Origin of the sequence: Nocardia gamkensis NBRC 108242, from assembly GCF_001612985.1 — a bacterium.
In the GTDB taxonomy this organism is placed as follows: Bacteria; Actinomycetota; Actinomycetes; order Mycobacteriales; family Mycobacteriaceae; genus Nocardia; species Nocardia gamkensis.
This window is the reverse complement of record NZ_BDBM01000022.1, coordinates 55,869-72,407: the sequence shown is the minus strand read 5'-3', so window position 1 is coordinate 72,407 and position 16,539 is coordinate 55,869. Positions and strand designations below refer to the sequence as shown.

Below are 16,539 nucleotides of genomic sequence, written 5' to 3'. Positions count from 1 at the left end.
CGCTCAGCCCTTCGACGGCCTGCGCTGCGGCTTGGGCGTGACGGTGCCCTCGGCGAGCCTGCGGGCGCTGACCAGGAAGGCGGTGTGACCCTGCATGCGATGTTCGGGCCGCACGGCCAGGCCGACCACGTGCCACGGGCGCACCAGCGACTCCCAGGAGCGCGGCTCGGTCCAGCACTCCTGCTCGCGCAGCGCTTCGACCACCTTGGACAGCTGCGTCACGGTGGCCACGTAGACGATCAGCACGCCGCCGGGCACCAGCGCCTTCGACACCGCCGGTAGCGCGTCCCACGGCGCGAGCATGTCCAGCACGGCGCGGTCGACCGGCTCTCCGGTGTAGTCGGCCACGTCGCCGACGGTCAGCGACCAGTTCGCCGGGCGCTCGCCGAAGAATGTCTCCACGTTGCGGACCGCGTGCTCGGCGTGATCGGCGCGGATCTCGTAGGACACCACCTGCCCCTGCGGCCCGACCGCGCGCAGCAGCGAGCAGGTCAGCGCGCCGGACCCCGCGCCTGCCTCGAGCACGCGGGCCCCGGGGAACACGTCGCCCTCGTGCACGATCTGCGCGGCGTCCTTGGGGTAGATCACCGCGGCCCCGCGCGGCATGGACAGCACGTAGTCGATCAGCAGCGGACGCAGCGCGAGGTAGGGCGTGCCGTTGGTGGAGTGCACCACGCTGCCCTCGTCGGCGCCGATCAGGCTGTCGTGCTTGATCCCGCCCCGATGGGTGTGGAACTCCTTGCCCGGCTCCAAGACCACCGTGTACAGGCGCCCCTTGGCATCGGTCAGCTGCACCCGGTCACCGATGGTGAATGGCCCGGTCCGTCTGGCCGTCATGAATCTCCGTTCCGCTGGTTGGAATCCGTGCTGTCCGGCACCGGCGTGTCGGTACCGCCGGATAGCCTGCCAGGTATGTGCTCGCCCGTGTCCACGCCCCCTGCCGACGACGCGCGGACCTCCGAGCCCGACGCGACGGCGAGCCGCGCCCGGCCCGCGCTGTCGCCCTCCCGGGCAATGGATTTCAAGCAGTGTCCGCTGAAATACCGGTTCCGGGCGATCGATCGGATACCGGAGCAGCCGTCGGTGCACGCGGTGCGCGGCACGGTTGTCCACGCCGTGCTGGAGGATCTCTACGGGCTGCCCGCGGCCGAGCGCGTGCCCGAGCGCGCCGATGCCCTGGTGCCCGCGGCATGGGCGCGGGTGCGCACCGAGCAGCCGGAGGTCGCGGAGCTGATCGCCGGCGAGCGGCTCGACGTCTTCCTCGGCGAGGTGCGCGCACTGGTGCGCCGCTACTACCGGCTGGAGGATCCGACGCGTTTCGACCCGGAATCGCGCGAGGCACGGGTGGAGGTCGAACTCGCCGACGGCGTGCTGCTGCGCGGCTTCGTCGACCGGATCGACATCGCGCCGAGCGGCGCCCTGCGCGTCGTCGATTACAAGACCGGTCGCGTACCTGGGCCGACGCACGAGACCAAGGCGCTGTTCCAGCTGAAGTTCTACGCGCTGGTGGTCCTGCGCACCCGCGGCCTGGTGCCCGCCCAGCTACGGCTGATCTACCTGGCCGACGAGCAGATCCTCACCTACGCCCCCGACGAGCAGGAGTTGCTGCGCTTCGAGCGCACGCTCTCCGCACTGTGGGCGGCCATCTTGGAGGCGGGCCGCACCGGAGACTTCCCGCCGAACACCGGCCGGATGTGCTCGTACTGCGACTACAAGCCCTTGTGCCCGGCGTTCGGCGGCACGCCACCCCCCTACCCCGGCTGGCCGAGCGGCGGCACGACCGAGTCCCCGGACGAGACCCTGGCCGAAGCCGTCTCGGATTGAGCACGGCTGCCGTTCACTGCTGGAAGTAACGCACCGAGGTCAACGCGTCGGCCGCGGTCGTGAATAGGTTGCCGGTCTGCTGCATCAGCGGACGCGTGGCACCCTTCGGTGTGCCGTCGCTGTTGAGATGACGTGGGTTGAACCGGACCGTCTCGACTTGCCCGATAACGATCCCGTGGTCGCCGCCCAGATCCAATCGGGCGATCGTGTGGCAGCTCAGCCACCCGAGACCGGCGGGCACCACGGGACCGTAGCCGGACAAGCCGTCATCGATTTCCAACCCGCTGCAGGAGAGTTTTTCGGCTGGTTCGGAGGCCGGATACTTCGAATACCGGGCACCGAGCTTCCACACCCCATCCAGTTGTTCGATGGTTGGCACGGTCACACTGAACCCCGCAGCACTGTGCAGGTTTTCGTATGTCGCCCATTGCTTGTATACAGCGATGGCGATCTGCTGCGGATCAGTCGAGACCGACGTCAGGTTGGAGACCGGAATAAGATTCGCCGTGCCGTTTCGGCTACGCGTTCCGATCAGGTAGGCAATGCGTGGTGCCAGCAGACGATGAGCTACCCGGAGCGGATCGTCGTCAGCCATGCGCGGTCGCGGGGATGAAGGCAGCGATGGCATCCACCAGTGTTCGCGTGTCCGAACTCCGTTCCACCTGCTGGGCCTGCAGATCGGCCCCGAGTGCGAGCAATGCCGTCACGACCTGCGGGATCCGTTGCCCTACGGGAACGGTGAGCACTGGATCGAGCGCTTCGAGAGCAGCGCCCGGTCCGTCACTGTGCAACCGTGCGCGGGCCAGAGTGATCTGCGCCAGAGTCAGCGTCGTCGGCCACGTTCGGGACCTCGTGGGGGCGTAGAGTTCGATCACCCTCTCGGCTTCGGAATGCGCCTGCGTCCATTCACCGAGCTCCGCGTAGGTGAGAGCGTCGTAATAGTGCACCGAACCCAGGATTCAAGGCTGCGGTGTCCGGCATGCACCGCGAACCTGGAGGCTGCGCGCGTCTGAATCATCGCGGCCTGTGGCTCGGCCAAGTCGTGCGACACCGACGCCAGCAGTATGCAGGTCGCGGCGAACAGGGCATGCGGCTCGCGCATATCCGCCGACTTGCCCGCATGCTGGATCGCCGCCGCCAACTGGTCGCGCAACACGGTCAAGGCAAGGAAAAGCCGGGGCAAATCGGGCGCGTGGGCATATTCGCTTGCCAGCCGGTGAAGGTCATCGGCTGCGTCGCGCAGGCTGTCCGGATCGACACCCGGGCGAGCGACAGCGCTGACCAGACGCGCTGATTCGCGGGCGGAATCGAACACCAAAGCCTGTAGACCCGCTCCGGCGGCAATTCCCGTGATGCCCGCCGCCCGCAAGACTTCTCGACGGTCCGTAGTGTCACCTCCCGACTGCCGCACTGTCCGCTCCGCCGCAGCGACGGAACCATCTCCCAGTGTGCTGCCGATCCGTGGATCGGTCCACTGTTCGGCGTTCGCCCGATCTCTCGGCAAAGTCGGCTCAGTGTCCGCGTCCGACTTGCGATCGGCGATGCCGGCGGACTCCGCCAGTTCCGTTCGGAACCGCTCGAGCTGGCGCGCGTCCAGACTGTCCAGCACGGTGTCCATTCCGGCCGCGAACATGCCCGTCAGGGTGATGGACGCGCCACGGCGCTCCCACTTGCGCACGACGGCGTCGGAGAAGCCGGTCATCTCGGCGAACTCTTCTTGGCTGCGACGCAATGCCGCTCGACGCAGTGCGTGGACCTCGACGCCGGTCCACCTCGTCACGATCATCACGGTCCCCCATCCGCCGCAGTCGGTCTACGTATAGGCAGCGTAGAGCGTCTCCGAGGGTCGTGTGACCGCAACCGGGGCAGCTGCGGCACGCGCTGCGCACATCGAGTGCGCAGCGCGTGTACTCAGGCGAATCCGGCGTTCAGAATGCTCGGCAGGAGCGAATGTCGGTGGCCAGGATGGCTTTGGCGCCCAGATCGGCCAGCTGGTCCATCAGCTCGTTGCTCTGTTTGCGCGGAACGAGCGCACGTACGGCCATCCAGCCGGTATCGGCCAGTGGCGCGACGGTGGGCGACTCCAACCCGGGGGTGATGACGAATGCCTCGTCGAGCAGTTCCTTCGGGCAGTCGTAGTCCAGCATGACGTACTGCTGGGCGAAGACCACGCCCTGGATCCGGGCGACGAGCTGGTTGCGCGCCCGGTCGCCCTGGTCGGCGTCCTTGCGTTCGACCAGCACACCCTCCGAATCGCACAGCGATTCACCGAAGGCCACCAGATTGTGCTGGCGCAGCGTGCGCCCCGAGCCGACGACGTCGGCGATCGCGTCGGCGACGCCGAGCTGGATGGAGATCTCCACCGCGCCGTCGAGGCGGATCACCTCGGCCTCGATGCCCCGGCGGCGCAGGTCGCTCAGCACCAGGTTCGGGTACGAGGTGGCGATCCGCTTGTCGTAGAGGTCCTCGACCTTCCACTCCCGCCCGGCGGGGGCGGCGTAGCGAAAGGTGGAGCGGCCGAACCCGAGGGCGAGTCGTTCCTGCACCGGCGCGCCGGAATCCAGCGCGAGATCACGTCCGGTGATCCCGAGATCGAGTTCTCCGGAGCCGACGTAGATGGCGATGTCCTTGGGCCGCAGGAAGAAGAACTCGACCTGGTTGGCCGGGTCGAGAACGGTCAGATCACGCGAATCGGTGCGCTTGCGGTAGCCCGCTTCCGCGAGGATCGAGACGGCGGATTCGGACAGGGCGCCTTTGTTGGGAACTGCGACGCGCAGCATGGGAGGAGTCCTTTCGGGAGGAGAAATGGGGTGTCGGACGGCCGTCACAGATGTCGGTACACGTCCTCGAGCTTCAGCCCGCGACCCACCATCAGCACCTGCACCCAATACAGCAGCTGGGAGATCTCCTCGGCGAGCGACTCGTCGCTCTCGTGTTCGGCGGCCAGCCACACCTCACCGGCCTCCTCGAGCACCTTCTTACCCTGGGTATGCACGCCGGCATCCAGCGCGGCAACGGTTCCGGACCCCTCGGGGCGGTTGACCGCACGATCCTGCAGCTCGGCGAACAGGGATTCGAAGTTCTTCACGATGAGCCATTGTTTCAGACCCGGATGCGGGCCCGTTGCTCCGGCCCACGATGGCCGGGAACGGCGACCGCCCGGCTCCTCCGCCCCGGGCGGGGTGCGGAGGAACCGGGCGGAGGGCGCCTAGTTCGCGGCGAGCAACGCCTGCAGATCGGCGACCGCCGTGCGGAGGTGGTCGGCGAAGGCGTACATCTGGTCGGCGACCGGCTTCGGGGTGGCCAGATAGAGATTCCAGCGGTCCGGCAGCAGGACGTAGGCGATGCCGATGCACCGGGAGCTGGTGGAGCCGAAACCGAAGTAGCGGATGTTGACCGACGGCGCCGAGCTGGTGCTCAGGTAGTCGTCGCGCATGATCGTCCAGCCCGGGCTGTCGTAGAGCGGGATCGGGTCGGTGACGCCCAGCTCCGCGCCGCGACGGCGCTGGATCCACTGCAGCTCCCACAGGTGCTGCTCCGGGGCGGCCCCGGTCTGGCACTGCTTGGCCCGTTCCACGTGCGCGGCCGCCGCCGTCCGCGCCGCGGCGAGCCGGGCCTCGGCGCCCGCGTCCAAGTCCTGCATCGCGTCCACGAAGGCGATCATCTCCGGGGTGACCACCCGCATGGCCTCGGTGCGGCCGTTGCGGTACTGCTTGGTCGCGATGGACTCGTAGGTGGCGCCGGTGAGCCCCTTGCTGCGCCGATGGGCCAGCTGGTAGCTCAGTTGCGCGAACGCGTCCGGTGAGATGCCCAACGCCTTGGCCGCGGTGGTGCCGAAGTCCGGGAACGACAGCGTCTGGGTGGCGTTCTCCGCGGCGTACCGGGCGAAGGCGGCGCCCGCCGCCGCGATATCGCCGCGCTGCGCCTCGTCCAGCACGAACTCGATCGGCTCCACCGCGGGCAGGCCCTGCGCCTGCGCGCCGGAGCGCGTGGCGTGTTCCCGCACCGGGGTCTCCAGCAGGGCGTCCACGAACGAGAGGATCGTGGTGCCGTCGAGTCCGCAGTGTTCGACGTTGATGCCCGCCTGGCCGTCGTCGAAGACGATGAAGGACACCGATTTGTCGAACCACCGGTTCGCACTGTCACCGTGCAGCAGCTCGTCGCAGGCGTGCAGTTCGTCGCGCGGGGCGAAGTCCTCGAGGCAGACGGCGAACAGCGCGGTCTCGATGGTGTCCAGTGCCGCAGCGTTCGCCGGTTCGGCCAGCAGGCGCTGCCTGCTCTGCGCCCACTCCGCGCGGGCCTTGGTGGTGAGCTGCCCGACGGCGGTGTCGGTGCGGGCCGGGCGGGCGCCCGCTTTCAGCACCGCGCGCAACCCGTCGGCGAGATCCTCCGGCGAGTACGGCGCTCCGTCGGGTCCGATCACATCCATCCGGAACGGGCTGCCGTGGAAGAACACCACGATGTGCCGGGCCTGCGAGGGGCCCGGCCATTCCTCGCTGTAGGGGACCCGCACGGTGTCCTGCTCCACACCGGGGATCCTGGTCTCGGAGAACAGGTACTTGTTCTGCCACATGGACAGCTGCTGTCCGCGCTGGGTCACCGGCGGGACGGTCTCCTGGTCCAGCGCCAGCTTGTAGTCGACGGCGGCGGAGATGATGCCCGCCGCGCGATCCACCTGGGTGGCGGCGGTGGAGGCGGCCAGGGCGGTGTCGTCCCGGAACAGGAAGAAGAAGTTCGCGTTGAGGGCGATCCGGTCCCGCCTGCCCAGGTACCGCGACGGCCAGAACAGGTCGAGCCAGCTGCCGACACCGGGCGTCGCGTCGTACTCCGCGAGCGCCGCGTGCAGCGTGCGCCCCGGCCCGCCGGGTCGCAGCAGGTCGTCGACCGCCGCCCGGGTGGCGGCGAGTTCGTCGGCGGTCAGCAGCGGCTCGCACCACTGCAGGAACCGCCCACAGCTGTCCTCCAGCGTCGGCAGGGGCACCCGGGGCAGGTGGTCGTCGGCGGCGAAGGTGCGTTCGGTCAATGCGAGTCCTCGGTGTCGGCGTGATGTTTCGGCAGCGGCCTGGACACGTACAGGTTGGCATACAACCATCCCTGGTCTTCCCGGCCGGTTGTGTCGATTCCGTTGGCGGACAGGGTGTTCAGCACCTGCGCCTGCTCGGCCGGTGAGGCGAACCTGCGTTGCTCGTACAACCCCGGCGCCTGCTCGGTCCGGTAGCCGAGCGCGGCGAGTTCCGCCTCGATCGGTGCGAAGTCGAACATGCGCAATACGAAGTGTGCCATCCACGGCCGCCTGCGCGGGTGCGCGGTGGCCACGCGAGTCAAGGTCTTCTCGGTGACGTAGCCGATGCAGCCGGTGGAGACGACCAGATCGGCGGTCGCCAGCAGGGCGCGCTGTTCGTCGGTCGGTTCGCCGGACTCCAGGTCGGCGTGCACCACGTCGTGCAGGAGTCCGGCCTCCCGCGCGTAGTCGAGGGCGGGGCGGGAGGCGTCCATGCCGAGGAAACGCACATCGTCCGCCGCGGCCCGCGACGCGACGCGGGCCAGGTCGCGCCGGATCAGACCGGCCCGATCGATGTCGGCCACGGCGTAGTGCTCGGCCAGTTCGCCGATCGTGGTGTCGAAACGCAACAGCGCCGCGTTCACGCCGTAGGAGCAGCCGATGTCGAGCACGGTCGGCACGGCGACCCGCGCGGAGGCGCGGAACTCCCGAATCTGCTGCTGAAAGAACGGTTTCGCCAGTTCCGGAATGCGGTAGTCCAGGTCGGACATACGCGCGTAGTACGCGCGCGGATCGGGGCGGTCGTAGATGTCGTCGAAAGACGCTTTCCCGGTCGTGTGTAACGGCACTGGCACTGTCGGTCCTCTCGGGTCGAGCTCGGTCAGTCGAGCCGTTCGGCTCAGTCGAGCAGTCGATCGCCCCGCACGGCAGCGGCCGCGGCGGCTAGGTGGTCGGGAAGCACGCGGCCGAACAACTGCCGGGTACGTTCCACCGTGCCGACCATTCCGGGACGATCGGTGTAGGCGAAAATGGCCGAATGGCGCTGGCGCGCACCGCCCACGGGTGAGACGCGGTGCAACGAGAAGCGACCCTGGAACAGCTGCAGGTCGCCCGGGCGCAGTTCGAGCCGCTGGACGAAACGCTCGCCGTCGCCCGTCAGCACGGCGCGGACGTCGTCGAGGTTTTCCGCCTCGGGTGTGCGGATAGCGGGGCAGTACTCGAAGACGCCACCGTCCTCGGCGGGCTGGGTCAGCATCGAGACGGTGAATTCGTTCGTGTCGAAATGCCAGGGATGCGACATACCCGGCGCGACGACGTTGAGGCACAGTCCGGCGAGCGGATCGGCGAACTCGTGCAATTCGGCCAATCCGAAGCAGTCGGCGACGAACCGCTGGAACAGCTCGTCCGTGTAGAGCCGGTGGATCAGCGCGTCGGCGGGGATGCGGTCGCGCGGCACGAAGGCGTTACCCCGCTCCAGCACGATCCGGCCCGGATGATTCTCCGGCAGTTCGGTGTCCAAGGGGATGTTGTAGGCGTTGACCCGCTCGACCTCGTAGTGCGCGTGCGGAGCCATCAGCTCACCCTGCGTCCGCAGGGTCTCGGTGAGTTCCGGGCGGACGAACCCGCGCAACACGGTGCAGCCGGTGTCGGCCAGTTCCGCACGGGCGCGACGGACCGCTTCCCGCAGCGCGGGCCCGTCCGGATCCGCCAGGGGATACTGTGCGATATCTACGATCTCGTCGAGTACGCCCAACGCTGCCATGGCGTCATTTTGGTGGACCCGTCGCCGACACGCCCGGGATTCGGCGAGATTGCCGGTGATCACGGTCACACCTACTATCTGCGCGCACTCCCGTTGCGGCACAGTAACTCTCGGTCCACATCGGCCCGCAGCGGCGCTCCGGGCGCTCGCCCGAACAGCTCAACGACGCACGCGCAGAGCGTGTTCGAGATCCGCGACGGTCAGCCCGATCAGCGAATCCCGGAACATCCGTCCCGGCGCGTGCGGCACCGGGATCTCGCACGGGACCACCATCAGCGCACAGCCCGCGGCCTGCGCCGCACGGGCGCCGGTGGGCGAGTCCTCCACCGCCACACAGTGTTCCGGATCGAGTTCGAGCAGTTCGGCGGCGCGCAGGTAGACATCCGGCTCCGGCTTGCCGTGCGCCACCTCGTCGCCGCAGACCGAGACGTCGAAGAAGTCGCGCCCCAGGGTGTCGAGACCGAATTCCGTGAGCGACCGCTTGGTATTGGTGACGAGCGCACTGGACAACCCCGCCGCGCGAACCATGGCCAGCGCGTCCTTCGCACCCGGCCGCCACGGGATGGGGCCGGTCATCAATTCGGTCACCCGCTGTTCCAGGAACTCCCCCGCCGCCCGCAGTGAGTCGGGCGTCGGCGCGATGCCGAGGCCGGTGAACATGATCCGCAGAGCGTTCGGACCCGACGCCCCGATCAGCGCGTGCCGGATCGCGTCGGTCATCTCGCGGCCGTGCTCGCGCGCCAGTTCGCGCACCGCGACATCCCAGAGTTTCTCCGAGTCCAGCAGCGTGCCGTCCATGTCCCAGAGCACTCCGGCCAGTCGCGCTGTCACGTTCGGTCCTTCTCCTAGATCTCGTCCATGTCATCGGCACGGCTCGGCGGGCCGTCCGCGCCCCCACCGCGAAGTGCGCCCACGAACCGTACCGCCGGGCGAAGCCCCGCTCACCCGTGCAGCCGAATGGACCGGGTGCTGCCCAGCGTTCGTCCATCGTGCCGCCTGAGGCGGAGGCAGCCGCCCGAAGCGCACCGTCAGGCGCGCCTCCACGCCGTGCCCGAGCAAGGGCCGAGACATTGCCCGATCGGTGCGGTCACGCCGAAGTCGCACACCGCAGGCGCCGACCGCGGAGGGAACCGGTCTAGGTGCCCGACGCGGCGATCTGCAGCTTGGCACTGTCCCCGACGACCTCGATCCATCGGTTCTCGGAGGTCGTCGTGCCGTTCTTCAGGGTATAGGTCAGCGCGACCACCGCCCGGTTCGCACCGTTCTGCGTGACCGAGCCCACGCTCACCGAGCGGATGGAGCCCCAGAAGTTCACGTAGGAGTCGTAACCGGTCTTCGACTGGTATCCAGGGGCGAGCTGTGTCCAGGCGCCGGAGACGTTGGCGGGCAGCATGCCGTAATAACCCTGGATGAACGAGGCGATGCGGTCGGGCGTCGGCGGCCCGGACGGGGCGGTCGTCGCGGTGGCGGTGGGGCCGGTGGTGGTCGGGGCGGGGCTCGACGTGGTGGGCTGGGGTGTGGTGCCGGGCGGCGGGGTGGTGCTCGGTGCGGGATTCGTCGTCTGCGCGGGCGGGGCGGTTCCCGGTGCGGGCGGGGGCGGCGGCGCTCCCGCGGAAGTGGTCGCGGGCCCGGGCACGGGAGCGGGCGCCGGGGAGGAGGACGCCTGAGCCGGGGGTTGGGCGGGAGCTTGGGCCGGGGCCTGTCGCGGCTCCGGTCCGGCCGTGTCGGCCGATGACGGCGCGTTCTCGGGCGCCCCGGCGGCCGGAGGCATTGCCGACGACGTCGCCGCGTCGCCACCCTCGCTGTCGACGGTGGTCAGCGTCGCGATGATGGCGACCAGGATCAGCACCCCGACCACGGCGGCGACTTCCACGGCGATCAGCCGGCCGCGCTGTCTGCCCCGCAGTACGCCCGGCAACGTCGCCGCCCGCCCGGGCCGCCTCGGCGCCGGCGGCGGCGTGACCGATTGCGGCGGGAACGGACTCGGCCCGGCGAAGGGCACGACAGCGGTGACCTCGTCGTCCACCGGCTGCTCCGGCGATACGGCAGCGGCTCGGTCGGGCAGGACGGTCGTCACCGTGGCGGGGGCGGGAATCACCTTGGTCACCGCTACGGGCAGTTGTGGATTCCGGCCCGCCGCAACGGCTTCGAGGACCGCTTTCGCCTCCCGCATGGTCGGGCGGTCGGCGACGGACGGAGCCAGCAGGTACATCAGCACCGGCCCCAGCGGGCCCGCGGCCTCGGGAGGCGGGATCTCCCCCCGCGCGACCGCGTGCAGCAGGGCGAGCGGGTTGTCGCCCTCGCCGAAGGGCGGGGTGCCCTGCACGGCCGCGTACAGCGTCGAACCGAGGGCGAAGACGTCGGAAGCCGGTTCCGGATCCTCGCCGCGCGCCACCTCCGGCGACAGATAGGCCGGCGTCCCGGCGAGGAAGCCGGTGGCGGTGACCGTCACGTCGCCGACCGCGCGGGATATGCCGAAATCCGTGATCTTGACCGTGCCGTCGTCGGCGACCAGCAGGTTCGCCGGCTTCACGTCCCGGTGCATGATCCCCGCGTCGTGCGCGGCGGCCAGGGCGCTCGCCGCTTGCGCGCCGATCTCGGCGACCTCGATCGGCGGCAGCGTGCGATTGCCCGACAGTTTGGTCGCCAGGCTCGGCGCGTCCATGTACTCCATGACCAACCAGGGCTGGCCGTCCTCCTCGGCCACGTCGAACACGGTGATGGCATTCGGATGGTGCAGCCGGGCGGCGATCCGCCCCTCCCGCATGGCACGTCGCTTCGCCTCCAGCGCCGCCGACCCGGACAGGCCGGGACCGAGCAACACCTGTTTGACCGCGACGGCGCGCTGCAACCGGACATCGGTCGCTCGCCAGACCACGCCCATGGCGCCGGTGCCGATCGGATCCGTGAGCCGGTACCGTCCCGCGATCAATCGATCCGCCGTCATGGTGGTGTGCCTCTCCTACTCACGCGCCTAGCCGTTTCGCACTCCGCGCGTAAGCCCGCCAAGGACTCCGAAGGCGTACACGCCGAGGTGCTTCGCACCACTGAGCAGGGAAGCGAACGCATCCGCCGACTGCCCCGGATGCAGTTACAACGCCTTCGACAATGGCACATCCACCCGACAGACATCCACCTCCCGGCGCGGGCCTGGGCGATCGCCCAGGTCAACACCGCGCGCCCGCGCGCCATGACGCGCCGACGCGCACCCGATCCGCGCGAGAATCGACATCCGGCCAGGTAGCAAAGGCCCTTGGCGCGAGAGCATTTCGCTATGGCTCGCGGTGTGCCGTACGCCTACGCGTTGAAGTACTTCGCCTCCGGATGCAGCAGCACGAACGCGTCGGTGGACTGCTCCGGATGCAGCTGCAGCTCCTCCGACAGCACCACGCCGATACGATCGGCCTCGAGCAGGTCGACCAGCTTGGCGCGGTCCTCCAGGTCGGGGCAGGCGCCGTAGCCGAAGGAGTAGCGCGCGCCGCGGTAACCGAGCTTGAAGTACTCCAGCACGTCCGCCGGGTCGGACTCGGCGACCGCGTGGCCGTCGAGCACCAGTTCCTCGCGGATGCGCCGGTGCCAGTACTCGGCGAGCGCCTCGGTGAGCTGGACGCCGATGCCGTGCACCTCCAGGTAGTCGCGGTAGCTGTCGCCCGCGAACAGTTCGTTGGCGAAGTCGGCGATCGGCTGACCCATGGTGACCAGCTGGAACGGCAGGACGTCGACCTGACCGGTCGTGCGGGCGTAGTCCCGGGAACGGATGAAGTCGGCGATGCAGAGGAAGCGGTCGCGCTGCTGACGCGGGAAGGTGAACCGGTACCGCTCCGGCGCGTCGGGCTCCGGTTCGGTGAGCACGATGACGTCGTCGCCTTCGGACACCGCGGGGAAGTAGCCGTACACCACCGCGGCGTGCTGCAACACACCTTCGGTGCTCAACCGGTCCAGCCAGGCGCGCAGGCGCGGCCTGCCCTCGGTTTCCACCAGTTCCTCATAGCTCGGTCCGTCGCCGCTCCGCTGCCCGCGCAGGCCCCACTGGCCCAGGAACAGCGCCCGTTCGTCCAGCAGACCCGAGTACTCGTGCAGGGCAAGACCTTTCACCAGCCGCGTGCCCCAGAACGGCGGCACCGGCACCGGCAGGTCGGCCGCGACATCGGAGCGCTCGGGCACCACGACGGGCGCCTCGTTGGCCCTGCGCTCCGCCGCGATCCGCTTCGAGCGCTCGTGACGTGCTTTGCGCTCGGCCGCCTTCTCCCGCTCGGCGATGGCCTCCGGGCTGTCGGGGTCGAGTTCGCCGCCACGCTTGCGGGTCATGATGTCGTCCATCAGCCGCAGGCCCTCGAACGCGTCGCGGGCGTAGTGCACGTCGCCCTCGTACACCGCGGTGAGATCGTTCTCCACGAACGACCGGGTGAGGGCCGCGCCGCCGAGCAGCACGGGGAACTGCTCGGCCACGCCCTTGGCGTTGAGTTCCTCGAGGTTCTCCTTCATCACCACCGTCGACTTCACCAGCAGGCCGGACATGCCGATGACGTCGGCCTTCTTGTCCACCGCCGCGTCCAGGATGGTGGCGATCGGCTGCTTGATGCCGAGATTGACCACCTCGTAGCCGTTGTTCGACAGGATGATGTCCACCAGGTTCTTGCCGATGTCGTGCACGTCGCCCTTGACGGTGGCCAGCACGATGCGGCCCTTGCCGCTGTCGTCGGTGGCCTCCATATGCGGCTCCAGGTACGCGACGGCGGCCTTCATCACCTCGGCGGACTGCAGTACGAACGGCAGCTGCATCTGACCGGAGCCGAACAGCTCACCGACCGTCTTCATCCCGGTGAGCAGGGTCTCGTTGATGATCTGCAGCGGCGGCACCTCGGTCATGGCCGCGTCGAGGTCGGCCTCCATCCCCGCTCGTTCACCGTCGACGATCCGCCGCTCCAGCCGCTCGAACAGCGGCAGCGCGGCCAGTTCCTCCGCCCGCGACGCCTTCGACGAGGAGGTGGAGACGCCTTCGAACAGCGCCATCAGCTTCTGCAGCGGGTCGTAGTCCTCGGCGCGGCGGTCGTACACCAGATCCAGCGCGGTTTCGCGCTGCTCGTCCGGGATCCGGCTGATCGGGAGGATCTTCGAGGCGTGCACGATCGCGGAGTCCAGACCGGCCTCGACGCATTCGTGCATGAAGACCGAGTTGAGCACCTGCCGGGCCGCCGGGTTGAGACCGAAGGAGATGTTGGACAGACCCAGGGTGGTCTGCACCCGGGGATGGCGGCGCTTGAGCTCGCGGATGGCCTCGATGGTCTCCAGCCCGTCGCGGCGCGACTCCTCCTGGCCGGTGCCGAGCGTGAAGGTGAGCGTGTCGATGATGATGTCGCTCTCCGACAGCCCCCAGTTGCCGGTGATGTCGGCGATCAACCGCTCGGCGATCTCCACCTTCTTCGCCGCGGTGCGGGCCTGGCCCTCCTCGTCGATGGTCAGCGCAACCACCGCGGCGCCGTGCTCGGCCACCAGCCGCATGGTCTGCTGGAAACGCGAATCGGGGCCTGCGCCGTCCTCGTAGTTCACCGAGTTGACCGCGCAACGCCCGCCGAGATGTTCCAGCCCGGCCTGCAACACCGGGGCCTCGGTGGAGTCGAGCATGATCGGCAGCGTCGAGGCGGTGGCCAGCCGGGCGGCCAGCTCCCTCATGTCGCGGGTGCCGTCCCGGCCGACGTAGTCGACGCACAGATCGAGCATGTGCGCGCCGTCGCGGGTCTGGTCCTTGGCGATGTCCAGGCACTTCTGCCAGTCCTCGGCCAGCATGGCGTCGCGGAAGGCCTTGGAGCCGTTGGCGTTCGTGCGCTCGCCGATCATCAGGACCGAGGCGTCCTGTTCGAACGGCACCGCGGTGTACATGCTGGACACGCTCGGCTCGTGCACCGGCTTGCGCCGCTCGGCGATCGGCGGCAGGGCCTGCTCGACCTCGCGCACCGCGGCGGTGACCTGACGGATGTGCTCGGGCGTTGTCCCGCAGCAGCCGCCGACCAGGGCCAGCCCGAACTCGCTGACGAACCCGCGCAGCGCGACCGCGAGTTCCTCGGGCGTGAGCGGATACTCCGCCCCGTGGGCGCCGAGCACCGGCAGCCCCGCGTTCGGCATCACCGAGACCGGCACCTGCGCGTGCCGGGACAGGTGGCGCAGGTGCTCGCTCATCTCGTCCGGGCCGGTCGCGCAGTTCAGGCCGATCATGTCGATGCCGAGCGGCTCCAGCGCCGTCAGCGCCGCGCCGATCTCGCTGCCCACCAGCATCGTGCCGGTGGTCTCCACCGTGACGTGGGTGATGATAGGAATCCGGCGGCCCAGCTTCGCCATCGCGCGCCTGCTGCCGGTCACCGCCGCCTTCACCTGGAGCAGGTCCTGGCAGGTCTCGATGAGGATGGCGTCGGCGCCGCCGTCCAGCATGCCGAGGGCGGCCTCGGTGTAGGCGTCGCGCAGCGCGGCGAACGGGGCGTGACCGAGCGTGGGCAGCTTGGTGCCCGGCCCCATCGAACCGAGCACGTACCGTGGCGTACCGTCGGCGGACGGACCCATCTCGTCGGCGACCTCGCGGGCCAGCCTGGTGCCGCGCTCGGACAGGTCGCGGATCCGGTCGGCGATGTCGTAGTCGGCGAGGTTGGGCAGATTGCAGCCGAAGGTGTTGGTCTCGACCGCGTCGGCGCCCGCTTCGAAATAGGCGCGGTGGATGTCGCGCAGGACGTCGGGGCGGGTGTCGTTGAGGATCTCGTTACAGCCCTCCAACCCGCGGAAATCGTCCAGGGTCAGATCAGCCGCTTGCAGCATGGTGCCCATCGCACCGTCGCCGATGACGACACGGCGGCGCAGCGTGTCGAGTAGCGTGGTGTCGAACTCGGCGGGGATGGACGCAGACATGCGTTCCAGCGTAGTGGGCAGGGGGGACGTTCCCGGCCACCGCGTCGAGGCTCGGTGGCCTGGACCACACGGTCGGCGCGACGCCGCCGCATCCGCTCGCGGAAACACGCCACCCGGTCCGGCCGTCATACGACACGCCATATCGCCGCACGCCGTAGGCTGACCGAGTGAACGCCAGTGAAACTCCCGATCCGGAACTGCCGACGTTGCGGGATCCGGTACTGGTCGCCGCCTTCGAGGGGTGGAACGACGCCGGTGACGCGGCCAGCGGCGCCGTCGAGCATCTGGAACTGATCTGGGACGCCGAACCGTTGGCCGAACTCGACTCCGAGGACTACTACGACTATCAGGTCAACCGGCCGACCGTGCGTCAGGTGGACGGGGTGACCAGGGAAATCCAGTGGCCGTCGACGATGCTGTCGGTCTGCTCTCCGCCCGGAAGCGACCGCGACGTGGTGCTGCTGCGCGGCATCGAACCGAACATGCGCTGGCGCAGCTTCTGCGGCGACCTGCTGGAGTTCATCGAGCAGCTCGGGGTGCAGACGGTGGTCATTCTCGGCGCGTTGCTGGCGGACACTCCGCATACCAGACCGGTGCCGGTGACCGGTTCGGCCTACAGCAAGGAGGCGGCCGAGCGGTTCAACCTGGAACAGACCCGCTACGAGGGCCCCACCGGGATCACCGGCGTGCTGCAGGACCAGTGCGTGAAGGCGGGTGTCCCGGCGGTGTCGTTCTGGGCCGCCGTCCCGCACTACGTCTCCCAGCCGCCCAATCCGAAGGCGACCATCGCGCTGCTGCACCGGGTGGAGGACGTGCTCGACATCGAAGTGCCGCTGGGTGAGCTGCCCAAACAGGCGGAGGACTGGGAGATCGCGGTCAACGAGATGACCGTGGGCGACGAGGAGATCAGCGAGTACGTGCGCTCGCTGGAGGAGCGCGGGGACGCGGCGGTCGACGTGAACGAGGCGATGGCCAAGATCGACGGCGACGCCATCGCGGCGGAATTCGAGAAGTACCTGCGCAGACGAGGTCCGGGCAGCTTCGGTCTCTGATCGGC

General features: G+C 69.2%; 14 protein-coding genes. 2 read left to right on the top strand and 12 right to left on the bottom strand.

Translation table 11 applies throughout. The annotated features are described in order from the left end of the window. Positions 1-3: 3 nt before the first annotated feature. Complete coding sequence (locus tag NG1_RS19435; protein ID WP_040867339.1) at positions 4-837, bottom strand: tRNA (adenine-N1)-methyltransferase; 834 nt, start codon at positions 835-837, stop codon at positions 4-6. A gap of 75 nt (positions 838-912) precedes the next feature. On the opposite strand from NG1_RS19435, the gene NG1_RS19430 reads away from it, so the two are divergent. Next, positions 913-1,824: a RecB family exonuclease gene (locus NG1_RS19430; RefSeq protein ID WP_062972772.1), complete on the top strand. Its 912-nt coding sequence runs from the start codon at positions 913-915 to the stop codon at positions 1,822-1,824. 13 nt (positions 1,825-1,837) lie between these two features. On the opposite strand, the gene NG1_RS19425 is transcribed toward NG1_RS19430, so the two are convergent. From NG1_RS19425 to metH, 11 genes are all read right to left on the bottom strand, one after another. Then, the gene (locus NG1_RS19425; protein ID WP_062972770.1) at positions 1,838-2,419 is read right to left on the bottom strand and encodes a flavin reductase family protein; all 582 of its coding nucleotides are present in this window, start codon (positions 2,417-2,419) and stop codon (positions 1,838-1,840) included. Continuing rightward, positions 2,412-2,699, bottom strand: coding sequence for a hypothetical protein (locus NG1_RS19420; protein ID WP_062972768.1), 288 nt, complete (start codon positions 2,697-2,699; stop codon positions 2,412-2,414). Before NG1_RS19420 ends, NG1_RS19425 begins: the two co-directional genes overlap by 8 nt. Further along, positions 2,696-3,457 carry a hypothetical protein gene (locus NG1_RS19415; RefSeq protein ID WP_157114129.1) on the bottom strand — a complete coding sequence of 254 codons (762 nt, stop codon included), beginning with the start codon at positions 3,455-3,457 and terminating at the stop codon, positions 2,696-2,698. The genes NG1_RS19420 and NG1_RS19415 overlap by 4 nt, the downstream gene beginning before the upstream one ends. Positions 3,458-3,752: 295 nt before the next feature. Further along, positions 3,753-4,604 (bottom strand): ATP phosphoribosyltransferase, encoded by an 852-nt coding sequence (gene hisG / locus NG1_RS19410; RefSeq protein WP_040867212.1) that lies wholly within the window; start codon positions 4,602-4,604, stop codon positions 3,753-3,755. A gap of 44 nt (positions 4,605-4,648) precedes the next feature. After that, on the bottom strand, positions 4,649-4,930 hold the full coding sequence (locus tag NG1_RS19405; protein WP_174315390.1) for a phosphoribosyl-ATP diphosphatase: 282 nt from the start codon (positions 4,928-4,930) through the stop codon (positions 4,649-4,651). A gap of 102 nt (positions 4,931-5,032) precedes the next feature. Then, positions 5,033-6,847: a choline/carnitine O-acyltransferase gene (locus tag NG1_RS19400; RefSeq protein WP_062972764.1), complete on the bottom strand. Its 1,815-nt coding sequence runs from the start codon at positions 6,845-6,847 to the stop codon at positions 5,033-5,035. Beyond that, positions 6,844-7,680 (bottom strand): class I SAM-dependent methyltransferase, encoded by an 837-nt coding sequence (locus NG1_RS19395; RefSeq protein WP_174315382.1) that lies wholly within the window; start codon positions 7,678-7,680, stop codon positions 6,844-6,846. The genes NG1_RS19400 and NG1_RS19395 overlap by 4 nt, the downstream gene beginning before the upstream one ends. Positions 7,681-7,724: 44 nt before the next feature. After that, on the bottom strand, positions 7,725-8,588 hold the full coding sequence (locus tag NG1_RS19390) for a HalD/BesD family halogenase (RefSeq protein WP_062972760.1): 864 nt from the start codon (positions 8,586-8,588) through the stop codon (positions 7,725-7,727). 159 nt (positions 8,589-8,747) lie between these two features. After that, positions 8,748-9,419, bottom strand: a complete 672-nt coding sequence (locus tag NG1_RS19385; RefSeq protein WP_369691020.1) for an HAD family hydrolase — start codon at positions 9,417-9,419, stop codon at positions 8,748-8,750. Between the two features lie 304 nt (positions 9,420-9,723). Next, on the bottom strand, positions 9,724-11,535 hold the full coding sequence (locus NG1_RS19380) for a serine/threonine-protein kinase (RefSeq protein ID WP_062972756.1): 1,812 nt from the start codon (positions 11,533-11,535) through the stop codon (positions 9,724-9,726). A 350-nt stretch (positions 11,536-11,885) separates the two neighbouring features. Further along, positions 11,886-15,482, bottom strand: coding sequence for a methionine synthase (gene metH, locus NG1_RS19375; protein WP_157114128.1), 3,597 nt, complete (start codon positions 15,480-15,482; stop codon positions 11,886-11,888). A 167-nt stretch (positions 15,483-15,649) separates the two neighbouring features. On the opposite strand from metH, the gene NG1_RS19370 reads away from it, so the two are divergent. After that, complete coding sequence (locus NG1_RS19370; protein WP_062972754.1) at positions 15,650-16,534, top strand: PAC2 family protein; 885 nt, start codon at positions 15,650-15,652, stop codon at positions 16,532-16,534. The last annotated feature ends 5 nt before the right edge of the window (positions 16,535-16,539 follow it).

Coding starts and splice junctions, on each gene's coding strand:
- NG1_RS19435 (WP_040867339.1), bottom strand. CDS start 837: ATGACGGCCAGACGGACCGGGCCATTCACCATCGGTGACCGGGTGCAG.
- NG1_RS19430 (WP_062972772.1), top strand. CDS start 913: ATGTGCTCGCCCGTGTCCACGCCCCCTGCCGACGACGCGCGGACCTCC.
- NG1_RS19425 (WP_062972770.1), bottom strand. CDS start 2,419: ATGGCTGACGACGATCCGCTCCGGGTAGCTCATCGTCTGCTGGCACCA.
- NG1_RS19415 (WP_157114129.1), bottom strand. CDS start 3,457: ATGTTCGCGGCCGGAATGGACACCGTGCTGGACAGTCTGGACGCGCGC.
- hisG (WP_040867212.1), bottom strand. CDS start 4,604: ATGCTGCGCGTCGCAGTTCCCAACAAAGGCGCCCTGTCCGAATCCGCC.
- NG1_RS19390 (WP_062972760.1), bottom strand. CDS start 8,588: ATGGCAGCGTTGGGCGTACTCGACGAGATCGTAGATATCGCACAGTAT.
- NG1_RS19380 (WP_062972756.1), bottom strand. CDS start 11,535: ATGACGGCGGATCGATTGATCGCGGGACGGTACCGGCTCACGGATCCG.
- metH (WP_157114128.1), bottom strand. CDS start 15,482: ATGTCTGCGTCCATCCCCGCCGAGTTCGACACCACGCTACTCGACACG.